Origin of the sequence: Cellulosimicrobium sp. 4261, assembly GCF_040546915.1 — a bacterium.
Classification (GTDB): Bacteria; Actinomycetota; Actinomycetes; order Actinomycetales; family Cellulomonadaceae; genus Cellulosimicrobium; species Cellulosimicrobium cinnabarinum.
This window is the reverse complement of sequence record NZ_JBEPOQ010000001.1, coordinates 375,731-397,762: the sequence shown is the minus strand read 5'-3', so window position 1 is coordinate 397,762 and position 22,032 is coordinate 375,731. Positions and strand designations below refer to the sequence as shown.

The following is a 22,032-nucleotide window of genomic DNA, read 5'->3' as shown; positions in this document are numbered from 1 at the left end:
ATCGCGTGGTCGGTGGCCGGGTGGGGTCAGGCCAGGCCGGCGTCGCGCGCGACGATCGCCGCCTGCATCCGGGTCGCGACGCCCAGCTTCGCGAGCACGCGCGAGACGTGCGTCTTGGCCGTGGCCTCGGTGATGTAGAGGTCGGTCGCGATGCCCTGGTTGGACAGGCCGCGGCCGAGCGCCGCGAGCACGTCGACCTCGCGCGGCGTGAGGTCGGCGAGCCGCGGGTCTGCCCGGTCGTCGGCGACGACGCCCCCGCCGCCCGACGCCGCGGGGTTCCCGGGACCGTCCGTGCCGCCCGGGCGCGATCCCGCGTGGAGCGGGGGGCCGGCGTCGGGCACGGGGCCGCGCGCGAACGCGGCGAGGAGCCGGCGGGTGACCTCGGGCGCGAGGACGCCGTCTCCGTCGGCGACGCGACGCACGGCGTCGAGGAGCGCGGCGGGCTCGGCCGTCTTGAGGAGGAACCCCGCGGCCCCGGCGCGCAGCGCCCCGTCCACGTACTCGTCGAGGTCGAACGTCGTGAGCACGAGCACCTCGGCGAGGTGCTCGCCGGTGATGACGCGCGTCGCCTCGATGCCGTCGACGCCCGGCATGCGCAGGTCCATGAGCACGACGTCGGGGCGCAGGGCCCGGGCGTTCGTGACGGCGGCGGTGCCGTCCGCGGCCTCGCCGACCACCTCGACGTCCGGCGCGGCGTCGAGCAGGAGGCGCAGGCCCGCCCGGATCGCGGCGTGGTCGTCGGCGAGCAGCACCCGGACCGGTCGTCGCGTCACGCGTCCTGCCTCTCGCTCGGGAGCCCGGCCACCGGGATCTCGGCGCGCACGGACCACCCGCCCCCGGGCAGCGGGCCGGCGCTGCACGTCCCGCCGAGACCGTCGGCGCGCTCGCGCATCGTGAGCAGACCGGTGCCGGCGCTCAGCGGCGCCTCGACCGTCCCGGAGCCGGGGGCGCCGTCGTCGCGCACCTCCAGCACGACCGCCGCCTCGTGCCGGGAGAGCTCGACGGCGACCGGGGCGCCGGGCGCGTGCTTGAGCGCGTTCGTCAGGGACTCCTGCGCGATGCGGTACAGCGCCTGGTCCGCCGCCGCGGGCAGGGGCGACGCCGCGACGCCGTCCGGGTCGTGGAGCGTGACGGCGGTCGTCGCGCGCGCGGCGTCGAGGAGCGTGTCGAGGCCGGCGAGGCGGCCGGGGGCGGCGACGGCGTCCGTCGCGTCGTCCCCCTCGCGTCGTCCCTCGGTGCGCAGCAGCAGGATCATGGAGCGCATCTCGTCGAGCGACGCCACGGCGCTCGCGCGCACCTGCTCGAGCGCGGCGCGGTCCTTCGTGGCGTCGGGCGGGAGGGCGAGCGCGGCGCCGGAGTGGATGGCGATGGTCGACAGGTGCGACGCGATGACGTCGTGCAGGTCGCGCGCCATCGCGGCGCGCTCGGCCCGGACGGCCTCGTGCCGGTCGAGCTGGGCGATGCGTTCGAGGTCGCTCGCGCGCTGGCGCTCCAGGTCGGCCGTGCGGGCGGCGGCCTCGGCCTCGCGCGCGGCGAGGTCGGCGCGCTCGCCCGCGACCTCGGCGAGCTCGCTCGTGGTGCGCACGTTGGTGGCCCACCACATCGGCACGAGGAGCAGGGCGCTGAGCTGGAGCCCCATGTACACGAACTCCCGCACGTCGCGCGCGGCCTCGCCCGCCCCGACGGCGCCCACCGCCACCACGGTCGCCGCGACGCCCCAGAGCCAGGCGCGCGCCCGTGGCCGCGACCAGAGGGCCGCGGCGTAGAGCAGGTCCCACAGGACGAGCATGAGCGCGAGGCTCCCGCCCCACCGCAGGTCGACGGCGGTGACGACCACCCCGCCGAGGAGAGCGAGGATCGGGTGCGCGCGCTTGGCGAGGATGAGGAGGCACCCGACGGCGAGCAGCGCCACGCGCCACCAGGCGTGCGCGGGCTCGACGACGAACGACGCGCGGACGATCCCGACGAGCCCGACCTCGAGCAGGACCCAGCCGAGGACGAACGTCGTGACGGCCGAGAACAGGTCGTTCCGGCGGTCCTCGATGCGCCACACGCCGTGCAGGGAACCGGCAGCCGCCCGCCAGCGCCCGCCCCGCCCGGGCGCGGCCGCGCGCGCGTCCTGCGTCCCGCCGTCGTGCGTGCTCACGCCTCCATCCCAGCACAGCGCGCCCGGCGACGGATCGGTCGAACGGTGTACGACGCCCCGTCCCGGCCCCGGCACGGGACGCTCGCGCGCGCCACAGGGGCCCTCTTCCGGTCGCGCGGGTCGGTCGTTCGCCGGACGACACGCCCGCGCGTCGGGCGGGACGCTCGGGGCATGGACCTCCCTCTCGACCTCGACGCCGTCGGCGGTCCGGGCCTCGGCCTGGCCGCGATGGCCGGCGTGCTCGTCGTGCTGGCGCTCATCGACTCCACGAGCTTCGGCACGCTCCTCATCCCCGTGTGGCTCCTGCTCGCGCCGGGGCGGCTGCGCGCGGGACGCGTGCTCGTGTACCTCGGCACGGTGGCGGGGTTCTATCTCGCCGTCGGGATCGTCGTGCTGCTCGGCGCGGGCGCGTTCCTCGACCGGTTCGGCGACGCGCTCGACACACGGGCCGCCGCGATCGTGCAGCTCCTCCTGGGGATCGGGCTGTTCGCGCTGAGCTTCCGGTTCGACAGCAAGCGCGCGGCGCGCAAGGCCGCGCAGTCCGACGCCGCCCCGTCCGTCGCGGGTCGGGCCGACGCCGGGGGAGCCGGCCCCTGGACCGGCGTCGCTGCCGGTGCCGAGACCGCGGGGCCGGGCGCGCCGTCGTCGCCCCCGCGCCCGGGCCGGATCTCGCGGTGGCGCGAGCGCGCGCTGGGGATCGAGGCGGACACCGCCGGGACCGGCGCGGTCCGGACACGCTCGTCGGTCCTGCCGCTCATGGGGCTGGCCCTCGGGGCCGTCGCGATCGAGGTGGGGACGATGCTGCCCTACCTCGCCGCGATCGGGATCGTCACGACGTCGGACGTCGGCTGGCCCGGGAGCGGTGCGATCCTCGCCGCGTACTGCGTCGTCATGGTCGCGCCCGCGCTCCTGCTGCTGCTCGGCCGGCTCGTCGCGGCGCGCGCGGTCGACCCGGTGCTGCGTCGGCTCGACCGCTGGCTCACGAAGAACGCGACGGACATGACGGGCTGGGTGCTCGGGGCGCTGGGCGTGCTGCTCGCGCTCAACGCGTTCGGTCGCCTCGGCTGGGCCTGACCGTCCGCTCCCAGGTCTGCCGTCCTGCTCGCCGACCATGCGGCCGTGGCCCGCCCGGAGGTCCGGACGGGCCACGGCCGCATGCTCGGCAGGGTGGGTCAGTGCGACGTGCCGTTGGTCGGCGCGTCGCCCGAGCCCGCGAGCTGCGTGCCCGCGAGGTTGGCGATGAGCTGGTTGATGTCCACGCCCGTGAGCTGCTTGATGACGCCCTGGCCCTCGCCCAGGACCGACGCGACGTTCTTCGTCAGCGCGGACGCGCCGTCGGTCGAGACGACGGTCATGCCCTGGATGTTGCCGATCGGCTCGGCCGCGGCCCGCACGATCTCGGGCAGGCGCTCGATGAGCTCCTGGACGAGCGCCGCCTCGCCGTACTTCTGCAGCGCGTCGGCCTTGGCGTCGGTCGCCGCCGCCTCGGCGCGACCCTCGGCCTCGATCGCGGCGGCGCGGGCCTCACCCTCGGCCCGGATACCGGCCGCGAGGGCGACCTGGCGGTCACGCTCGGCCTCACCGGCACGACGCACGGCCTGCGCGGACGCCTCGGCGTCCTGGATGGCCGCGGTCTTGTTCGCCTCGGCGATGACGGTGCGCTTGTACGCGTCGGCCTCGGTCGCGGCGTTCGCCGCGTCACGACGCGCGTTGGCCTCCTGGACCTCCGCGTACGCCTTGGCCTCGGCGGGCTTGCGGACCTCGATGTCGAGGCGCTCCTGCGTCACGCGCGCCTGCTCGGCGAGGGCCTCGCGCTCCTGCTGCGCGACGAGGCGGTCCTGCTCGGCACGCGCGAGCTGGCCGGAGGCCTCGGCCTCGGCGTTCGCGCGGTCGGTGTCGGCCTTGATCGCGGCGCGCTTGAGGTCGAGGGCCTTCTGGCGCTCGGCGATCTGCTCGGCCGCCTCGATGACGGCGAACTCCGACGCGCGCTGGGCCTCGGCCTCGGAGACCTCGGCGACCTGGCGGGCGCGGGCCGACTCGGCGCGGCCCAGGTTCGCGAGGTAGTCCGAGCCCGGCGTCGAGATGTCGGAGATGTTGAGCAGGTCGACCTGGAGGCCCTGCTCCGAGAGGTCGGCCTTCGTGGACTCGACGACGCGGTCGGACAGGCCCTTGCGGTCGGAGATGATCTGCTCGATCGTCATGTCGCCGACGATGGAGCGCAGCGAGCCCTCGAGGGACTCCTTGATGATCTCGGTGAGCGTGCCCTGCTGGGAGAGGAAGCGCTGGGCCGCGCGGCGCACGCCCTCCTCGTCGCCCCGCACCTTGAAGTTGATCGACGCCTTGATGGCGATCTTGATGCGGTTCTTGTCCACGCCCTCGACCGTGATGCCGATCTGGCGCTGCTCGAGCGAGATGGAGAAGCCCTGCTGGAGGATCGGCCAGACGAACGTGCGGCCGCCGACGACGACCTTCTGCCCGCTGCCCCCGGCCTCCTTGCGGCCCGCGCCGCGGCCGACGATGACCAGGGCCTCGTTCGGCGGGACGCGGCGGATGCGCTTGCTGATGAAGATGACCACCGCGAAGAACGCGATGACCAGGGCGACGATCGCCAGGGTCGTGATGAGGTTCGTGTCGTCGAACATGGTCCGCGCCGGGGCGCGTCTCCTTCCGTGGGTGCGGGCAGGTCAGGACGTGCGGCAGTCGTGCGGGTGCGCGGCACCCGCGGGACGACGCGCGGGGCGTCGTGGTCGGTCCGTCGGACCTCAGTCGTTGGGGTAGTGCCGCTGGACGCGCACGCGGCTCCCGGACTGCTCGAGCACGACGACGCGCGCGCCCTCCGGGATCGGTTCGTCGGACCACGCGAGGCGGCGCTCGAGCTCGTGCGCGGCGTCGAGCGAGACCTCGCCGCGGCCGGCGTCGATCGCGGTGGTCGCGGTGCCCTGGACGCCCACGAGGGACACGGGCACGCCGTCCTCCGACGCACGCAGGTTCTTGACCAGGAGCTGGACGAGCACCATGACGACGAGCGCCACGACGAGGGACCCGACGTACGCGAGCCACGTCGGCAGGTCGTTCGACGCCACGATCACGCCGACGGCGCCGAACACCACGCCACCGACGCCGAGCGTCGTCCCGGACACCGCGCCGTCACCCAGGTCGACGATCTCGCCGACGAGCAGCGAGAGGAGCAGGAGGGCGAGTCCGGCGATGCCGATGACGATGAACGCGATCATGCGAGGTCCCCTCGGACGGGTGGCCACGGCGCGGGAGTGGCGTGTGGAGTTGTCGTGAACGTACGCACACCTTACCGTGACCCGACCATGCCGTGGGGCGATCCGGGGGTATGTCACATGGGGAGGACTCCCCGCACGGGAGTCTCAGACGCCCAGCTCGTCCAGCATCCGCAGCAGGTTGGCGCGGGCCGTGCCGGCGTACCCCTCGACCCAGTCGCCCTCGTAGCCCCGCGGCACCACCTCGACCGCGAGGAGGCACGACAGGTAGGTGCGGTACAGGCGGAGGCGCGTCCACGCCGCGGGGTCGCCGCTGCCGGGCGTGCCGTCGCCCAGCCCCAGGTCGCCGCCCTCGGCGGCGTAGCCCGCGAGGAGGTCCGCGTCGACGGGCCCGGCACCGAGCTGGTCGGCCCCTGCGAGCTCGAACAGCGGGTCGCCCCAGAGCGACCGCTCGGCGTCGAGCACGCCGACGATCCGCGGGGCGTCCGGCGCGAGCAGCACGTTGCCCGGCCACAGGTCCGCGTGCACGAGCCGGGGGACCTCGACGCGGGCGAGGACGTCGCGGTGCCGCGCGACGGCGTCGCGCACCCGGTCCGCCGGGAGGTCGACGCCCCAGGCGAGCGCGTCGTCGAGCACGGCGTCGACCATGCGCGCGACCGCGTCGGGCCAGCTCGCCGCCGCGAGGTCCGACGCGGGGGCCGGGTAGCCGAACCGGTCGCCCGCGATCCGGTGCAGCCGGGCCATGAACGACCCGAGCCCGCGGCGGACGGCGGCGGACTCCGCCGCGTCGGCCTCGCGCGCGCTCCACAGGGTCCCGTCGAGGAACGTCACGACGAGCGCGTCGCCGTCCACGTGCTCGCGCGTCAGGTCGGCGTGCAGCACCTGCGGGACGGGCAGGCCCGCGGCGTGGGCGGCCCGGTAGGCCGCCGCCTCGGTGCCGGGGATGCCGTGCTCGTAGCGCAGGAGGCGCGACGTGTCGGCGCCCGTGACCTTGACGACGACGCGGCCCGGGACGTCGTCGGGCACCGCGCCCGGCCGCGGGGCGAGGTCGACCGCGAAGACGCTCGCGAACATCCCGCCGCTCAGCGGCTCGGACCGCAGCGCCTCGCCGAGGGGCGCCACGAGCGCCGCGAGCTGGTCGTCCGTGACCGTCGTCCTGGTGAGCACGCGGCGATGCTACCGGCCGGGTCCGCGACGCGGACGCGCGCCCGCGCCGGCGACCGGCACCGGGGTCAGGACGCGGTGAGCAGGCCCTGGTCCGTCACCGCGTCGAGGCTCAGGGTCCGGTACCCGTGCGTCTCGAAGAGCACGGTCACGCGGTCGTCCCCCTCGTAGCCCATGACGGTCCCCTCGCCGAACTCCGGGTGTCGCACCGTCGTGCCCGTCGACCACGGCGCGGACGCGTCGTCGGCGGCCCTCTCCTCCGCGGTCCCGGCCCAGCAGGTGTCGCAGCGCCCGCACGGCTCGGGCAGCTCCTCGCCGAGGTAGGCGAGCAGGAACTGGCGCCGGCACTGCGGGGTCTCGGCGTACGCGCGCATCATCTGCAGGCGCGAGTCGTCGACCCGGCGCCGGGCCTCCGCGAGCTCGTGCGCGACGTCGGCCACCGCGGCCGGGCGGGCGTCCTCGCCGGCGAGCGCCCGCGCGTCCTCCACGAGCGCGCGCAGCCGCGCCAGGCGCCGGGGCAGCCGTGCCCGCCCGCCGGGCGCCGAGGACGCCTGGTCGTCCGGACCGCCCCGGCCCAGGGCGCGCGCGACCTCGCGGAGGTCGTCGCGGTCGGGCACGCCGACCGCGAAGTAGCGCTGGAGGCCCAGGTCCTCGGGCCGGTAGAACAGCACCGCGACGGCGGGCTCGCCGTCGCGGCCCGCGCGGCCGACCTCCTGGTAGTAGGAGTCCGGAGAGCCCGGGACGTCGGCGTGCACGACGAACCGCACGTCCGGCTTGTCGATGCCCATGCCGAACGCGGAGGTCGCGACGACGACGTCCACCTCGTCCTCCGTGAACCGACGCTGGGCCTCGTCGCGCTCGGCCCGCCGCAGCCCGCCGTGGTAGGCCGCGGTGCGCAGCCCCGCCTCCGCGAGCGCGTCGGCGACCTCGGTCGTGCGGCGCCGCGTGCCGACGTAGACGATCCCCACGCCGTGCTCGGCCTCCGCGCGGACGCGCTCGACGACCGCGCGGTCCTTGTCCGTCGCCTCGACGGTGCGCACGACCTCCAGCGCGATGCCGGGGCGGGCGAACCCGCGGACGATCACCGCGGCGTCGCGCAGGTGCAGGCGCTCGGCGACGTCCTCGCGCACGGGCGGGGACGCCGTCGCGGTGAGCGCGAGCACGCGCGGCCGCGGGTCGAGCGTGTCGAGACGCTCGCCGACGCGCAGGTACTCGGGCCGGAAGTCGTGCCCCCAGGTCGAGACGCAGTGCGCCTCGTCGACTGCGACGAGGCTCGGCCGGGCCGCACGGACGGCGTCGAGCACCTCGTCGTTGGCGAGCTGCTCGGGCGAGAGGAAGAGGAACTCGAGCTCGCCCGCCGCGGCGGCCTCGAGCGCGGCGCGGCGCTCGGCCGCGGGCACGGCCGAGCTCACGGCGGCGGCGCGCGCGTCGTCGTCGCCCAGCTCGAGCAGGGAGCGCACCTGGTCCTGCTGGAGCGCGATGAGCGGCGAGACGACGAGCGTCGGTCCGGGCAGCTCGAGGCCGGGGAGCTGGTAGACCGCGGACTTGCCGGCCCCCGTGGGCAGCACGAGCAGGACGTCGCGGCCGTCGAGGAGCGCGGTGATCGCCTCGCGCTGCCCGGGGCGCAGGTCGCGGTAGCCGAAGACCTCCCGGGCGGTGTCGCGGACGTCGGCGAGGGTGGGCTCGTCGGTCACGGGCGGGGCACGTTGCGCAGGTTGGCGCGGGCCATCGAGACGACCTCGCCCATGCCGCCGCCGAGGACCTCCTTGCTCATCGCGACCGCGAACCCGCGGACCTGGCCCGCGGTGATGTTCGGCGGGATCGAGAGCGCGCGGGGGTCGGTGACGACGTCGACGAGCGCCGGTCCCGGCCGGTTCAGCGCCTCCTGGAGCGCGCGGCGCAGGTCCTTCGGCTTCTCGACGCGCACCGCCGGGATGCCGATCGCGTTCGCGACCGCGGCGTAGTCCACGTGCGGCGACTCGGTGCCGAACATCGGCAGCCCGTCGACGAGCATCTCGAGGCGCACCATGCCGAGGCTCGCGTTGTCGAACAGGACGACCTTGACCGGCAGGTCGTAGTGCTTGAGCGTCACGAGCTCACCGAGCAGCATCGAGAGGCCGCCGTCACCGGCCATGGCGACGACCTGGCGTTCGCGGCCCCCTGCCCGCCCGGCGGCCGCGGCGCCGATGGCGTGGGGGAGCGCGTTGGCCATCGAGCCGTGGATGAACGACCCGATGACGCGGCGCTTCCCGTTGGGCGTGATGTACCGCGCGGCCCACACGTTGCACATGCCCGTGTCGACGGTGAACACCGCGTCGTCGGCGGCGACCTGGTCGAGCGTGTCCGCGACGAACTCGGGGTGGATCGGCGTCGTGCGCTCGACCTTCTTCGTGTACGCCCCGACGACGCCGGTCATCGCCTTCTCGTGCTTGGCGACCATCGAGTCGAGGAACTTGCGCGACCGCGCCTTCTTCACGAGCGGCAGGAGCGCGCGCACCGTCTCGCCGACGTCGCCCACGACGGCGAGGTCGAGGCGCGTGCGCCGCCCGAGGTGGGTCGGGTCGACGTCGACCTGGGCCGTGCGGACCGACTCCGGGAGGAACTGGTCGTACGGGAAGTCGGTGCCGAGCAGCACGAGGAGGTCGCAGTCGTGCATGGCGTCGAACGCGGCGCCGTAGCCGAGGAGTCCGGACATGCCGACGTCGAACGGGTTGTCGTACTGGATGAACTCCTTGCCGCGCAGGGAGTGGCCCACGGGCGCGGCGATCTTGTCTGCGAGCGCGATCACGTCGTCGTGCGCGCCGCGCACGCCCGCGCCGGCGAAGATCGTGACCTTCTTCGCGGCGTCGATCGCGTCGGCGAGCTGCTGGACGGCGGTCGCGTCGGGGACGACGCGCGGGGGAGCGGGCCGGCACGCGACGTCGGGCACGGCGGCGGGGGCGTCGAGGTCGGCGACGTCGCCGGGGAGCGTGAGGACGGAGACGCCGCGCGCGCCGTAGGCGTGGTGGATCGCGGAGTTGATGACGCGCGGCGCCTGCTCGGCGCTGGAGATCATCTCGGAGTAGACGGAGCACTCCGTGAACAGGCGGTCGGGGTGGGTCTCCTGGAAGAACCCGGTGCCGATCTGCTTGCTCGGGATGTGGCTCGCGATGGCGAGCACGGGCACGCGCGACCGGTTGGCGTCGTACAGGCCGTTGATGAGGTGGAGGTTCCCCGGCCCGCACGACCCGGCGCACACCGCGAGGCTGCCCGTGACCTCGGCCTCCGCGGCCGCGGCGAACGCGGCGGCCTCCTCGTGGCGCACGTGGATCCACTCGATCCCCTTGCCCGCGTTCTCGCCCGCGTTGGACCGGTGCACGGCGTCGACCACGGGGTTGAGGCTGTCGCCGACGATGCCGTAGATCCGGCGCACCCCCGCCTCGATGAGCTGCGCGACGAGCAGGTCGGCGACCGTGCGGTTGCGCTTGTCCTGCGGGGAGCGACCGATTCCGAACGGCATGACGTACCTCCACGGTGGGCTGGGGTCGTCCTCCATCGTGCGACGGGTCGCCCGGGGGCGCAGCGTGAGCGGGCGTCTCGTGCGTCACGCTGCGGTCGGGCGACCCTGGTGCTCCCCTCGGCGGCCGAGGCCGGGCCTCAGACGGCAGGCTCGGCGTGCGCCGCGAACGGCGTCCGCCGACGCGCGACGGCCGCCGCCGCGTCGGCCTGCGCGAGCTCGCCGTGGACCCCGGCGCCGGCCATGACCCCGGCTGCGGCCGACGCCCCGACCTGCGCCATGAGGTCGCTCGAGTTGCCCGCGGCCCACACGCCCGGCACGGCGGTCGCGCCGCGCGGGTCGGCGGGCACGAACCGGCCCGCCGGGTGCTCCTCGAGCGACCCGCCGAGCTGCTCGAACAGCTCGCCGCGCGCGACGAACCGTGGCCCGACGACGACCGCGTCCACCGGGAACGACGTCCCGTCCGCGAGCACGACCGACCGGACGGCCCGGCCGTCGACGTCGAGCCGCTCGACCTCGCCCTCGACCACGCGCACGCCGAGCGCCGAGAGCTGCTCCCACGTGGCGTCGTCGGGCTCGGGGGCGGTGTGCTGGAACAGCGTGACGTGCGGGGTGAGCTGACGGAACAGCAGCACCTGGTGCGCGGCGGCCGGCCCGGTGGCGAGGACCCCGATCCGCTGTCCCCGCACCTCCCACCCGTGGCAGAACGGGCAGTGCAGCACGGTCGAGCCCCAGCCCTCGCGCACGCCCGGCAGGTCGGGCAGCTCGTCGACGAGGCCGGTCGCGAGCAGCACGCGGCGCGCCCGGACCGTCCGGCCGTCGTCCAGGGTGAGCGTGAAGCCGGTCTCGACGTCGCCGTCGGCGCGGGCGACGCGCGCGTCGCGGACCTCGGCGCCGTAGCCCTCGGCCTCGGCGCGGCCCGTGGCCAGCAGCTCGCGCGGCGGCACGCCCTCGCGCCCGAGCAGGTTGTGCGCGCCCTCCGCGGGCGCGTTGCGGGGCTCGCCGGCGTCGAGCACGACGACGGACCGCAGCGACCGCGCGAGCGTCACCGCGGCGCTCAGCCCGGCGGGACCGCCGCCGACGATCGCGACGTCGTAGGGCACCTTCTTCTCGGTGATGGTCGTGGTGTCCATGGTTCTCCTCTGCAGGGTGACGGGACTCGCTGAGAGCGGGAGACGGTCGCGGGGACCGGCCCGGACGGCGACTCTTCGACGCACTCAGCGGGGGCGGCGGGCGGCCCAGACGACGCGCCCGCCCCGGGCGCGGACGGTGTGGTCGGTCGTGCCGGGAGCGGTCGCCGCGAGCACGGCGTCGAGCGCGGCGAGGTCGGCGGGCTCAAGCCGGTCCGCCAGGTGCTCGCGCTGGCGCAGCGCGGTGGCGTGCGCCCAGCGGGACGTGTCCGGCCCCGGCGGCACGACGGCGGTCGGCTCGCGCCGGTCCACCACCTCCAGCCCGGCGGCGGTCAGGTACGGGGTCCAGTCGGGGTAGCGGTTCCAGCCGGCGTGCGCCATGGCGCGCTCGAGGCGCGCGGCGAGGTCGGCGTGGGCTGCGCCGTCGGGCAGGACGGGCGACGTCGCGGTCATCTCCACGACGACGAGCAGGCCGCCCGGGGCGAGCGCGTCGTGGACGTCGTGCAGGACGCGCGCCGGGTCGGCGACGTGGTGCAGCGAGGCAGACGCCCACACGACGTCCGCGACGCCGACCGGCGGCCACCCGGCGTCGAGGTCGGCCTCGACGGTGCGCACGCGCTCCGCGAGGCCGGTCCCCGCGAGCCGGGCCCGGAGGCGGTCGAGCATCGCGGCGTCCGCGTCGACCGCCACGACCTCGGCGTCCGGGAACGCCCGCGCGAGCGCGCGGGTCCCGGTGCCGGTCCCGGCACCGAGGTCGAGGACGGTGCGCGTCGGGTCCGGGGCGTGCTCGACGGCGACCGCGACGGCCTCGTCGAGGAGGTCCCCGAAGACGAGCGCGTCGAGCTCGAGCAGCTCGGCCATCCCGGCGCCGTCGTGCGGGCCGTGGCTGTGCTCGTGCCCGGGTGCGGCGCCGTGGGGGTGGCTGTGCCCGGGTGCGTGGCCGTGCCCGGGTGCGTGGCCGTGCCCGGGTGCGTGAGCGGCACGGTGCGTCGAGCCGGGACCCGCGACGGCGGGGTCGTCGGGACCGGGCGCAGGTCGGGGACGGGCGGGGAGGTCCATGGCTCCACCGTAGGACGATCATGCGTGCTGAGCATAGGATCTTGCTCATGACGCAAGAACCGGATCTCGACGCCGTCGTGCGGCAGCGCATCCGCGGGCTGCGGCTCGCGCGCGGCTGGACGCTCGACGCGCTCGCCGCGCGCTGCTTCCTCAGCCCGTCCACGCTCAGCCGCATCGAGACCGGGCACCGGCGCATCGCGCTCGACCAGCTCGTGCCGATCGCCCGTGCGCTGGGCACGACGCTCGACCAGCTCGTCGAGCCCGTCGACGACGAGGACGTCGTGATCCGGCCCGAGCCGCAGCGCCGCCCGGGGGAGACCACGTGGCTGCTGTCGCGCGAGCGGACCGGGACCATGGTCGCGAAGATGCGCCTGACGCCCGAGCGCGCCGTCGGGCCGGAGCACCAGCGCGTCCACCCGGGGCACGAGTGGTTCACCGTCCTGTCCGGGACGGCCGTCGTCTACCTCGCGGACCGACGGATCCTCGTCCACGAGGGACAGGCGGCGGAGTTCTCGACGATGGTGCCGCACTCGTTCGGCGCGCACGACGGCCCGGTCGAGATCCTCACGATCTTCGACCAGGAGGGCGAGCGCGCCCACCTCTCGGGCGCCGACCCAGCCTGACGGGCGGCGGGCTTGCGGCGTCGTGGATCGCGCCGACCCGGCGCGGAGTGCTCGTCGAGCCGAGGGGCGGTGCTGGCGGCAGGGTGTGCGGGCGTCATCCGCGCCAGACCCATGTCTGACAAATGTGGGACACCCGGTGTAGTGTCGCGATCATGGCGACGAGAACCCGCAGCACCGCGCACGAGAGAACGACCCCCCGAGGCTCGACCTCCCGGGGCGGGAAGAACGTGCCTGCCGGAGGGACCCCGCGGGGCGGGAAGGGCGAGGGCGCCTCGGCGAAGCGCGACTCCGTCACGTTCCGACCCACCCCCGAGGAGCGCCGGATCCTCGACCGCCTCCGCGACGAAGGCGTCACCGCCAGCGATGCCGTTCGCCGTGGCCTGCACCTGGTCGCGCACGAGAAGTGGGTCGACCAGGCCCGCATCGATGCCGAGAACCTCGCGCACGAGAACCTCGACGACGAGCCGGACGCCTGGTGATCCGCGGCGCCGTCTACCGCGTCGACCTCGGCGATCCCCGCGGCCACGAGCAGGGCGGTCGGCGGTACGGGGTGGTCTTGTCCCCGACGAACATGCCGTGGTCCGTCGCGACGATCGTGCCGACCTCGACGAGCGCGCAGCGTGCGATCTTCCGGCCCGTCCTCGAGATCGCCGGCCAGGAGACCGTGCTCCTCGTCGACCAGCTCCGTGTGATCGACACCGACTACGTCGTCGGGGAGCCGGTCGACTTCCTTCTTCGAGACGACCTGGACGCGCTCGAGCGGGCCGTGCAGAGCTACCTCGGCATCATCTGAGGCCGAACCGTCCCGTCCGTCGTCTCGGGACCTCGACGTCGACCGTCTCGCGGCGTACCCCGCATCAGTGGGTCGGCGTGCTGTCCGTGACGTCCTCGCGGTCGGCGCTGCGTCGCAGCGACCGCAGGGCCACGAGCACCAGCACGACGGCGAGCGCGGCCGCCGCGACGACGACCTCGAACCCGGCGTGCGCGCCGCCCGCGTCGATGCGCGACCCGGCGACGGACGACCCGATCGACACCCCGACACCGAGCGACGTCCCGACCCACGCGAGGCCCTCGGTGAGCTGGGTCGGCGCCACGAGGTTCTGCACGAGGTTGTTGCCGTTGATGAGCGTCGGCGCGATGGCGAACCCGGTCACGAACATGACCGCCGCGAGCACGGGGATCGACGTGACGAAGAAGAACAGCGAGACGCCCGCGGCGAGCGCGACGATCCCGACGACGAACCGGCGCCACAGCGGGGACACCCAGTGGCGGGCGCCGTAGACGAGGCCGGAGATGAGCGAGCCCAGGGCGAACACGGCGAGGATGATGCCGGCGGCGCCCTTCTGGCCCTCCTCCTCCGCGAACGCGATGGTCGAGACGTCGGTCGCGCCGAACACGATGCCCATGGCCACGAAGATCACGGCGAGCACGATCATCCCCGTCGACCGCATGGCCGAGCGCTGCTTCACGCCGGCCTCGGGCACGACGACGGGCGGCTCGGTCGCGCGCTGGGACAGGAACCACAGCCCGCCCACGACCGCCGCGACCAGCGGGACGACGAGCCCTGCCGACGGCGACACGCTCGTCGCGAGCACGGTCGCGAGCACGGGCCCCACGACGAACACGAGCTCGTCGAGCGCGGACTCGAGCGAGTACGCGGTGTGCAGGCGCCGCGCGTCGGGCACGATGTGCGTCCAGCGCGCGCGGACCATCGAGCCGTACGACCCCTGGGTCGCGCCGGAGACCGCGGCGAACACGTAGAGCGTCCACTCGGGCGCGCGGAGCACGGCGCAGAGGATGAGCCCGCCGAGCCCGAGCGTCGCGGCGGCGAGCAGCGGCAGCATGACGACGCGCTGCCCCGTGCGGTCCACGAGGCGCGCGATCTGGGGCGACACGACCGCCTGCGCCACGACGAGCGCGGCCGCGACACGTCCCGCGAGCGCGTACTCGCCGTAGATGCCCTGGATCATGAGGATCGTGCCGATGCCGACCATCGACATCGGCAGGCGCGCGACGAGCGCCGCCGCGGAGAACCGCCACGCGCCGGGCAGCGTGAGCACGGCGCGGTAGGGGTTGCGGGAGGCCCGGACGTCGGCCTCGGGCGGCGTGCCCGACGTCGTCCCCTCGGTCGTCAGGTCGTCCCGCCGGTGCTCGGGGTTCTCGGGGTCGTCAGCGCGCGACGGGGAATCCTGGACCACCGTCCCAGTGTCGCACCCGGAAGCCGTCCGGCCGGTAGCGAATTCGTGTCGCGACGCCCGACGTGACGGCCGTCTCAGGGGTCGTCGAGCGGTTGTCCCCGGGCACCGGGCCGACGACGATGGCGGCATGACCGACAGCGCCGCACCCCGCACGCCCACCGTCACCGTCACCGACGAGGGCGACCGCTTCGAGGCCCGCACCGACGACGGCGTCGTCGCCGGCTTCGCCGCCTACGTGCGGGAGCCGGGCGCGGTGATCTTCACGCACACCGAGGTCGACCCCGCGTTCGAGGGGCGCGGCGTCGGGTCGGCGCTCGCCGCGGGCGCGCTCGACAGCGTGCGGGAGTCGGGCGAGCGCGTCGTCGCGCTGTGCCCGTTCATCCGCGCGTACGTCGAGCGGCACCCGGAGTACGAGGACCTGACCCGCCGCTGAGCGCACGAGAGCCCCGGCCCGTCAGGACCGGGGCTCTCGCGCGGCGCGGGCGGCGTCAGGAGATGGTGCCGGTGCCCTCGCCCTCGATGCGCTCGTCGTGCAGGAGCTCGCCCTCCGCGTCGACGGGCGTGATCACGGCGTCGAACGTGATCGGCGAGCCGGGCTGGTAGCGGAAGTTCGTCGCGTACGAGTACGACTGGCCCGTCGCGAACGGGTACACCGACGGCTCGCGGTACGCCTGGTTGTGCATCGCGTCGTCGTGCACGCCCTGCGCCTCGTACAGCGCGTCGTCGACGATGGTGTCCATGCCCTGCATGTACGGCCAGTCGTCGTAGCGCTCGTCGATGCTCACGAGGCTCGAGCCGAGGTCGATCGGGTCGCCCTCGTTCGTGATGACGTAGTTGATGAAGACGATGTCGTCGCCCGCCGCGATGAGCGGCTGGTTGGTGTCCGGGTCGACGAACAGGCCGTCCTTCGAGGCCTGCGTGACGCCCACCTGGTAGACGTCGACGCGCACGTCGCCGACCGTGAAGGTCGAGATCTGCTCGCCCGGCGTCGCGACGGGGTTGGCCCAGTCGGGCAGCTCGCCGTCCGCCTCGGTCCCCTCCGCCGCGGCGTCGTCGGCCTCCTCGGCGTCCTCGGCCGGCGCGGACTCCTCCGTCGTCGTCTCCTCGGGGGCGGACGTCTTCGGGGCGTCCCCGCCGTCGACGGCGACGGTGCACGCGGTGAGGCCGAGCGCGAGCGCGGCGGCGACGGTCAGGCGGGCGGCGGTACGGGCGGGACGCATGAGTGCTCCGGTGGTTCGGGGAGGGGTTCCGCACGGACCTTACCCACAGAGGGGGCTCGCGCTCGATGGGGAGCGGTGCCCATCAGGGCCTCGGACCGGGACCTTCGCCTGTTGCGCCGCTCCCGCGGCGCGGGGACCCTTCCCCTATGCCTCGGCACGCTCTCCCCCCGCTCTGCGCCGCACCGGACCTGCCCGCCCGCCCTCTCGCTACCGGAGGACGCCCGTGACCGCGCTGCGCGTCGAGCACGCCGACGTGGTCGTCGTCGGGGGCGGCGCCGCCGGGCTGAGCGCGGCGCTCGCCGTCGCCGAGGTCGCGGCCCGTGACGACGGCCGCACCCCCGTGGTCGCGCTCGTCTCGAAGGTCTACCCGATGCGCTCGCACACCGTCGCCGCCGAGGGCGGGGCGGCGGGCGTCGTGGGCGACGACGACTCGCTCGAGCAGCACGTGGCCGACACCCTCGCGGGCGGCGCCGGGCTGGGCGAGGAGGACGCCGTCCGGTTCGTCGTCGAGCGCGCGGCCGGGGAGCTCTACCGGCTCGAGCGGTGGGGGCTGCCGTGGTCGCGCACGGACGACGGCGACGTCGCCGTCCGCCGGTTCGGCGGCATGAGCCGCGCCCGCACCTGGTTCGCCGCCGACAAGACCGGCTTCCACCTCCTGCACACCCTGTTCCAGACGTCGCTTCGACACTCCGGTCCCGACGGTCCCGTCCGCCGGTACGACGAGCACCACGTGCTCGACCTCGTGGTCGACGACCCGGGCGGGCCGGACGCCCAGGTGCGCGGCGTCGTCGTGCACGACCAGCACCGCGGCGAGCCGCTGCTCCTGGAGGCGCCCGCCGTGGTCCTCGCGACGGGCGGTTCGGCGCGCGCGTGGGGGACCAGCACGAACGCGGGCATCTGCACGGGCGACGGCACCGCGATGGCGCTCCGCGCGGGAGTGCCGCTGCGCGACCTGGAGTTCCTCCAGTTCCACCCGACCGGCCTCCCGGGCAGCGGCATCCTCCTCACCGAGGCCGCGCGCGGCGAGGGCGGGGTGCTGCTCGACGCCGACGGCCGCCGCTACCTCGCCGACTACGGGCTCGGGCCCGAGACGCCCGTCGGGGCGCCCGTGCCGCGCACCATGGAGCTCGGGCCGCGCGACCGCCTGTCGCAGGCGTTCTGGCACGCCGACCGCGACGGTCGCACCATCCCCACGCCCGACGGCGGCGTCGTCCTGCTCGACCTGCGGCACCTGGGCAAGGACCGTCTCGCCGAGCGGCTGCCGCTCGTGACCGGCCTCGCCAAGCAGTTCGCGGGCGTCGACCCGGCGACCGAGCCCGTGCCCGTGCGCCCGACGGCGCACTACACGATGGGCGGCATCCGCACGGACGCGCGCGGCACGACCGGCGTCGCCGGGCTGTTCGCCGCGGGGGAGTGCGCGTCCACCGGCCTGCACGGCGCCAACCGGCTCGGGTCCAACTCGCTCGTGGAGACGCTCGTCGTCGGGCGCGCGGCGGGCGAGGCGGCGCTCGCGTGGTCGCGGGAGATGGGCCCGCCCGGGGCCGACGGCGGGTCCTCGGCGATCCGGACGGGTCCCGCGGTCGTGGACCGGGCCGCCGAGATCGCCGACGGCTACCTCGCGATGCGCGGCCGGGGGACCGAGCCGCCCGCCGCGATCCGGGCCGAGCTCGGGCGCGTGCTCGACGCCGACGCCGGGATCTACCGCGACGCCGACGGCCTGCGGCGGGCGCTCGCCGCCGTCGAGGACCTGCGCGCCCGGTACGACGACGTCCGCGTCGCCGACACGAGCGCCGTGCTCAACACCGACTGGGCGACGACGGTCGAGCTCGGCGCGACGCTGCTCGTCGCGCACGCGACCGTCGCCGCCGCGCTCGCGCGCGAGGAGTCGCGCGGCGCCCACCAGCGGCTGGACTTCCCGGCGTCGGACGCCGCGGCGCGGCACTCCGAGGTCCGCCTCGGCACGGGCGGCACGATCGAGGTGACCCACGTCCCGGTGGGCTCCGGGACTCCCGCCGAGCACGAGGTTGCTGTCGGGAAGAGCCCGGAGACGACGACAACGTCGTTCTCGGCGGAGGAGGGAGAGGGCGCGTGAGCGAGCAGACGGTGCGGCTGGAGGTCGCGCGCACGTCGCCCGACGGCGCGGCGACCGGCAGGCGGGACGTGTTCGACGTCCCCTACGACGACCGCACGTCCGTGCTCGACGCGCTCCAGTGGGTCAAGGACCACGCCGACCCCACGCTGACGTTCCGGTGGTCGTGCAAGATGGCGGTCTGCGGGAGCTGCGGCGTCATGGTCAACGGTCGCCCGGTGCTCGGGTGCGAGACGTTCGTGCGCGGCTACCGCACGTCCGGCCTCGTCGTCGAGCCGCTCGCGCACGCCGAGGTGCTCCGCGACCTCGTCGTCGACACCGACACCTTCCTCGGCAAGCTCGCCACCGTGCAGCCCTGGCTCGTGCCCGACGGCGCCACGCGCCTCCCGCTCGTCGACCCGGCGTCGGGCCACCGGCAGACGCCGGGCGAGCTCGCCGCGTTCAAGGGCTTCGCCGAGTGCATCGACTGCATGCTCTGCTACGCGGCGTGCCCGCAGCTCGACGTCGCGCCCGACTTCCTCGGCCCGGCCGTCGTCGCGACGGCGCGCCGCTGGGACGAGGACTCGCGGGACGCGGGCGAGCTCGACCGCGCCGACGTCCTCGACACCGAGTTCGGCGTCTGGCCGTGCATCCAGGTCGGGGCCTGCACGCAGGTCTGCCCCAAGGGCGTCGACCCGGCCCGCGCGCTCCGCGACGCCCAGCGCGTCGCGACGGACACGTGGGACGCGCGCGAGCGCCGTCGGGCGACCTAGCCCGTCTCGCGAGGTAGGGCCCCGGTCCGCCGAGGGAGAGGCGTGGTCCCCCGAGGTAGAGGCGTGGTCGTGACCACGCCTCTCCCTCGGCGGGGGCGTCAGCTCCCGAGCGCCGCGGAGACGACGTCCTTCGCCTCGGCCTGGACCTGGGTCAGGTGCTCGGCGGAGACGAACGACTCGGCGTAGATCTTGTAGACGTTCTCCGTGCCCGACGGCCGGGCCGCGAACCACGCGTTCTCGGTCGTCACCTTGAGCCCGCCGATCGGGGCGTCGTTCCCCGGGGCGTTCGTGAGCTTCGCGGTGATCGGCTCGCCGGCGAGCTCGGTCGCGGTGACCTGCTCGGGCGAGAGCTTGCCGAGCGTCGCCTTCTCCTCGAGCGTCGCGGGCGCGTCGACGCGCGCGTACCAGGACTCGCCGTAGCGCTCGACGAGGTCGCGGTGGTGCTCGGACGGCGTGCGGCCCGTGGTCGCGATGATCTCCGACGCGAGCAGCGCGAGGAGCAGGCCGTCCTTGTCCGTCGACCAGACGCGGCCGTCCTTGCGCAGGAACGACGCCCCCGCGGACTCCTCGCCGCCGAACCCGACGGAGCCGTCGAGCAGGCCGGGCACGAACCACTTGAACCCGACGGGGACCTCGACGAGCCGACGGCCGAGCCCGCCCGCGACCCGGTCGATGAGCGCGGACGACACGAGCGTCTTGCCGATCGCGGCGTCGTCGCGCCAGCCCTCGCGCGCGCCGCCGTAGAGGTACTGGATCGCGACGGCGAGGTAGTGGTTGGGGTTCATGAGCCCGGCGTCGGGCGTGACGATCCCGTGGCGGTCGGAGTCGGCGTCGTTCCCGGTGGCGACGTCGAACGGCGCGCCGCCCTCGGCGTTCCCGGACTCCCCGGTCATGCCGGAGACGAGGGACGCCATCGCGTACGGGGACGAGCAGTCCATGCGGATCTTGCCGTCCCAGTCGAGGGTCATGAACGCCCAGCGGGGGTCGACCTGCGGGTTCACGACCGTGAGGTCGAGCCCGTACCGCTCGCCGATCTCGCCCCAGTACTCGACCGACGCGCCGCCCAGCGGGTCGGCGCCGATCCGGACGCCGGAGTCGCGGATGACGTCGAGGTCGAGGACGTTCGCCAGGTCGTCGACGTACGTGGTGAGGAAGTCGTGCTTGTGCACGTGCTCGGACGTGAGCGCCTGGGTCAGCGGCACGCGCGGGACGCTGCCGACGCCGGTGCGCAGGATCTCGTTCGCGCGGTCCGCGATCCAGCCGGTCGCCGCGGACCCGGCGGGGCCGCCGTGCGGCGGGTTGTACTTGAAGCCGCCGTCGCGCGGGGGGTTGTGCGACGGCGTGACGACGATCCCGTCCGCGAGGCCGGGGCCGGTGGTGCGGACGCCGTCGACCGTCGTGGCCTCGTTGTGCAGGAGGATCGACTGCGAGACGGCGGGGGTCGGGGTGAACGAGTCGCGCGCGTCGACGTACGTCTGGACGCCCGCGGCGACGAGGACCTCGAGCGCGGTCTGCCACGCCGGGAGCGACAGCGCGTGGGTGTCGCGCCCGATGAACAGCGGCCCGTCCGTGCCCTGCGAGCGCCGGTACTCGACGATCGCGGCCGTGATCGCGATGATGTGCGCCTCGTTGAACGCGTGGTCGAGGCTCGACCCCCGGTGGCCCGACGTGCCGAACACGACCTTCTGGGCCGGGTCGTCGACGTCGGGCGCGAGGTCGTAGTAGGCGCCGACCACGGCGTCGACGTCGATGAGGTCGCTGGGCTGGGCGGGCGTGCCGGCGCGGGGATCCATGGGTCGATCCTGCCAGGGGTGGCGCCCGCACGTCAGCCGGGACGGGCGTCGTGCCGCGGGACCTTCGGCACGACCTCCCTAGCCGGCGGGGTCGGGGTCCTCCGGCGCGGCGGCGGGGTCGTCGGACCGGTCGGCGCTCGCGCTGTCGATGGCCAGCTCGACGGCGTCGAGCAGGCGGTCGAGGCTCGCGTCGAAGGGTCCCTGCGGCGCGTCGAAGCCGCCCGCGACGTAGACGCGCGTCATGACGGGGTAGCGCTCGACGTCGAACCAGTCCTCCCAGAAGCTGCCGAGGGTCGTCCAGTACTCGTCGTTGCCCACGCCGGTCGCGTCGCGCTCGGTCCGTTCGGCGATCGTGGCGCGCGCGAGGCCCTGGACGTAGTTGTCGACGAGGCCGAGGGTGTCGACGACCTGGAGCTCGGAGAGGCCGGTGTCGACGATGGTCCGCAGCCCGGCCTCCTGGGCGTCGAGAACGTGGGGCGCGAGCGGGGCGCGCCACATGTTGGTCTGGAGGATCCACGGGTGGCGCAGGTAGAGGTTCCACAGCTCGTGCGCGTACTGCGCGAGCGCGGGCCGCCAGGGTGCCCCGGCGGCGGGCAGGTCGAGCTCGGCGTACGCGCGGTCGATCATGAGGTCCACGAGCTCGGTGCGCCCGGGCACGTAGGTGTAGAGCGACATCGCCCCGACACCGAGCTCGGTCGCGACGCGGCGCATGGACAGCGCGTCGAGCCCGCCCTCCTGCGCGACGGCTATCCCCGCCCGCACGACGTCGTCGAGCGTGAGGCGCGGCTTGCGGCCGCGCGTCGCGGGCGCGGGCGGGTCCCAGAGGAGCGCGAGACGGCGCGTGATCTCGGGGGTGCGGACGATCTCGGTGAACTGGGCGCGCGCGTGCTCGGCCGCCTGCACCGCGGAGGCGACCCCGGCGTCCGCGGCGGCCGCGACGCCGCGCGTCCGCACGGCGTCGTCGTCGCCCGCGGCGTCCTCGGGGTCCGGGGTCGCGGGCGGGGTCGGCGCGGTGGCCGACGGCGCACGGTCGGCCGCGCGGGCGTCGGTCGGGTCGGTCGTCACGTGCGTATCCTCCCCGACTTCCCCCGGGATCTCGCCTCCGGTGCGGTCGTGCGACGAAGGCTTGCCT

The 22,032-nt window shown here is 75.1% G+C and carries 20 protein-coding genes; 7 read left to right on the top strand and 13 right to left on the bottom strand.

All coding sequences use genetic code 11. From position 1 onward, the window contains the following. Window positions 1-26: 26 nt before the first annotated feature. Both ABIE39_RS01805 and ABIE39_RS01800 read right to left on the bottom strand, forming a co-directional pair. Window positions 27-773, bottom strand: coding sequence for a response regulator (locus tag ABIE39_RS01805; protein ID WP_175008713.1), 747 nt, complete (start codon window positions 771-773; stop codon window positions 27-29). After that, entirely contained in the window at window positions 770-2,146 is a 1,377-nt protein-coding gene (locus tag ABIE39_RS01800) for a sensor histidine kinase (RefSeq protein ID WP_354050150.1), read from the bottom strand. The genes ABIE39_RS01805 and ABIE39_RS01800 overlap by 4 nt, the downstream gene beginning before the upstream one ends. A gap of 171 nt (window positions 2,147-2,317) precedes the next feature. On the opposite strand from ABIE39_RS01800, the gene ABIE39_RS01795 reads away from it, so the two are divergent. After that, window positions 2,318-3,220 carry a GAP family protein gene (locus ABIE39_RS01795; protein WP_175008711.1) on the top strand — a complete coding sequence of 301 codons (903 nt, stop codon included), beginning with the start codon at window positions 2,318-2,320 and terminating at the stop codon, window positions 3,218-3,220. A gap of 98 nt (window positions 3,221-3,318) precedes the next feature. Here ABIE39_RS01795 and ABIE39_RS01790 read toward each other — a convergent pair whose 3' ends face one another. The 7 genes from ABIE39_RS01790 to ABIE39_RS01760 form a co-directional block, all read right to left on the bottom strand. After that, window positions 3,319-4,788 carry a flotillin family protein gene (locus ABIE39_RS01790; RefSeq protein ID WP_021482496.1) on the bottom strand — a complete coding sequence of 490 codons (1,470 nt, stop codon included), beginning with the start codon at window positions 4,786-4,788 and terminating at the stop codon, window positions 3,319-3,321. A gap of 120 nt (window positions 4,789-4,908) precedes the next feature. Further along, window positions 4,909-5,379: an NfeD family protein gene (locus ABIE39_RS01785; protein WP_194227592.1), complete on the bottom strand. Its 471-nt coding sequence runs from the start codon at window positions 5,377-5,379 to the stop codon at window positions 4,909-4,911. Between the two features lie 144 nt (window positions 5,380-5,523). Then, window positions 5,524-6,543, bottom strand: coding sequence for a phosphotransferase family protein (locus ABIE39_RS01780; protein ID WP_354050147.1), 1,020 nt, complete (start codon window positions 6,541-6,543; stop codon window positions 5,524-5,526). 65 nt (window positions 6,544-6,608) lie between these two features. After that, entirely contained in the window at window positions 6,609-8,234 is a 1,626-nt protein-coding gene (locus tag ABIE39_RS01775; protein ID WP_354050145.1) for a RecQ family ATP-dependent DNA helicase, read from the bottom strand. Beyond that, on the bottom strand, window positions 8,231-10,039 hold the full coding sequence (locus ABIE39_RS01770; RefSeq protein ID WP_354050143.1) for a pyruvate dehydrogenase: 1,809 nt from the start codon (window positions 10,037-10,039) through the stop codon (window positions 8,231-8,233). Before ABIE39_RS01770 ends, ABIE39_RS01775 begins: the two co-directional genes overlap by 4 nt. 137 nt (window positions 10,040-10,176) lie before the next feature. Beyond that, complete coding sequence (locus ABIE39_RS01765; RefSeq protein WP_354050141.1) at window positions 10,177-11,169, bottom strand: NAD(P)/FAD-dependent oxidoreductase; 993 nt, start codon at window positions 11,167-11,169, stop codon at window positions 10,177-10,179. 84 nt (window positions 11,170-11,253) lie between these two features. Next, on the bottom strand, window positions 11,254-12,225 hold the full coding sequence (locus tag ABIE39_RS01760; protein ID WP_354050139.1) for a class I SAM-dependent methyltransferase: 972 nt from the start codon (window positions 12,223-12,225) through the stop codon (window positions 11,254-11,256). A 47-nt stretch (window positions 12,226-12,272) separates the two neighbouring features. On the opposite strand from ABIE39_RS01760, the gene ABIE39_RS01755 reads away from it, so the two are divergent. The 3 genes from ABIE39_RS01755 to ABIE39_RS01745 all read left to right on the top strand — a co-directional run bounded on the left by ABIE39_RS01755 (window position 12,273) and on the right by ABIE39_RS01745 (window position 13,641). After that, a complete protein-coding gene (locus ABIE39_RS01755) occupies window positions 12,273-12,848 on the top strand; it encodes a helix-turn-helix domain-containing protein (RefSeq protein ID WP_043652975.1) in 576 nt (191 codons plus the stop codon). Between the two features lie 152 nt (window positions 12,849-13,000). Further along, on the top strand, window positions 13,001-13,327 hold the full coding sequence (locus ABIE39_RS01750) for a hypothetical protein (RefSeq protein WP_354050137.1): 327 nt from the start codon (window positions 13,001-13,003) through the stop codon (window positions 13,325-13,327). After that, window positions 13,324-13,641, top strand: coding sequence for a type II toxin-antitoxin system PemK/MazF family toxin (locus tag ABIE39_RS01745; RefSeq protein WP_114553117.1), 318 nt, complete (start codon window positions 13,324-13,326; stop codon window positions 13,639-13,641). The genes ABIE39_RS01750 and ABIE39_RS01745 overlap by 4 nt, the downstream gene beginning before the upstream one ends. 64 nt (window positions 13,642-13,705) lie before the next feature. Here the strand turns inward: ABIE39_RS01745 and ABIE39_RS01740 are convergent, their stop codons facing one another. Further along, on the bottom strand, window positions 13,706-14,908 hold the full coding sequence (locus ABIE39_RS01740; RefSeq protein WP_354050244.1) for an MFS transporter: 1,203 nt from the start codon (window positions 14,906-14,908) through the stop codon (window positions 13,706-13,708). Window positions 14,909-15,173: 265 nt separating this feature from the next. Between ABIE39_RS01740 and ABIE39_RS01735 the strand changes: the two genes are divergently transcribed. Continuing rightward, window positions 15,174-15,479, top strand: coding sequence for a GNAT family N-acetyltransferase (locus ABIE39_RS01735; protein ID WP_074805061.1), 306 nt, complete (start codon window positions 15,174-15,176; stop codon window positions 15,477-15,479). 55 nt (window positions 15,480-15,534) lie between these two features. On the opposite strand, the gene ABIE39_RS01730 is transcribed toward ABIE39_RS01735, so the two are convergent. Continuing rightward, window positions 15,535-16,266: a hypothetical protein gene (locus ABIE39_RS01730; RefSeq protein WP_114553115.1), complete on the bottom strand. Its 732-nt coding sequence runs from the start codon at window positions 16,264-16,266 to the stop codon at window positions 15,535-15,537. A gap of 223 nt (window positions 16,267-16,489) precedes the next feature. On the opposite strand from ABIE39_RS01730, the gene ABIE39_RS01725 reads away from it, so the two are divergent. Next, on the top strand, window positions 16,490-18,358 hold the full coding sequence (locus ABIE39_RS01725) for an FAD-binding protein (RefSeq protein ID WP_354050134.1): 1,869 nt from the start codon (window positions 16,490-16,492) through the stop codon (window positions 18,356-18,358). Then, entirely contained in the window at window positions 18,355-19,107 is a 753-nt protein-coding gene (locus tag ABIE39_RS01720) for a 2Fe-2S iron-sulfur cluster-binding protein (protein WP_114553114.1), read from the top strand. Before ABIE39_RS01725 ends, ABIE39_RS01720 begins: the two co-directional genes overlap by 4 nt. Window positions 19,108-19,205: 98 nt before the next feature. Here ABIE39_RS01720 and pgm read toward each other — a convergent pair whose 3' ends face one another. Further along, window positions 19,206-20,900, bottom strand: a complete 1,695-nt coding sequence (gene pgm, locus ABIE39_RS01715; RefSeq protein WP_114553113.1) for a phosphoglucomutase (alpha-D-glucose-1,6-bisphosphate-dependent) — start codon at window positions 20,898-20,900, stop codon at window positions 19,206-19,208. A gap of 78 nt (window positions 20,901-20,978) precedes the next feature. Continuing rightward, a complete protein-coding gene (locus tag ABIE39_RS01710; RefSeq protein WP_175007437.1) occupies window positions 20,979-21,965 on the bottom strand; it encodes a TetR/AcrR family transcriptional regulator C-terminal domain-containing protein in 987 nt (328 codons plus the stop codon). Between the last annotated feature and the right edge of the window lie 67 nt (window positions 21,966-22,032).

What these genes read in the sequence shown, in the direction of transcription:
- ABIE39_RS01795 (WP_175008711.1), top strand. Translation starts at nt 2,318, where the DNA reads ATGGACCTCCCTCTCGACCTCGACGCCGTCGGCGGTCCGGGCCTCGGC.
- ABIE39_RS01790 (WP_021482496.1), bottom strand. Translation starts at nt 4,788, where the DNA reads ATGTTCGACGACACGAACCTCATCACGACCCTGGCGATCGTCGCCCTG.
- ABIE39_RS01785 (WP_194227592.1), bottom strand. Translation starts at nt 5,379, where the DNA reads ATGATCGCGTTCATCGTCATCGGCATCGCCGGACTCGCCCTCCTGCTC.
- ABIE39_RS01770 (WP_354050143.1), bottom strand. Translation starts at nt 10,039, where the DNA reads ATGCCGTTCGGAATCGGTCGCTCCCCGCAGGACAAGCGCAACCGCACG.
- ABIE39_RS01765 (WP_354050141.1), bottom strand. Translation starts at nt 11,169, where the DNA reads ATGGACACCACGACCATCACCGAGAAGAAGGTGCCCTACGACGTCGCG.
- ABIE39_RS01760 (WP_354050139.1), bottom strand. Translation starts at nt 12,225, where the DNA reads ATGGACCTCCCCGCCCGTCCCCGACCTGCGCCCGGTCCCGACGACCCC.
- ABIE39_RS01755 (WP_043652975.1), top strand. Translation starts at nt 12,273, where the DNA reads ATGACGCAAGAACCGGATCTCGACGCCGTCGTGCGGCAGCGCATCCGC.
- ABIE39_RS01750 (WP_354050137.1), top strand. Translation starts at nt 13,001, where the DNA reads ATGGCGACGAGAACCCGCAGCACCGCGCACGAGAGAACGACCCCCCGA.
- ABIE39_RS01735 (WP_074805061.1), top strand. Translation starts at nt 15,174, where the DNA reads ATGACCGACAGCGCCGCACCCCGCACGCCCACCGTCACCGTCACCGAC.
- ABIE39_RS01730 (WP_114553115.1), bottom strand. Translation starts at nt 16,266, where the DNA reads ATGCGTCCCGCCCGTACCGCCGCCCGCCTGACCGTCGCCGCCGCGCTC.
- pgm (WP_114553113.1), bottom strand. Translation starts at nt 20,900, where the DNA reads ATGGATCCCCGCGCCGGCACGCCCGCCCAGCCCAGCGACCTCATCGAC.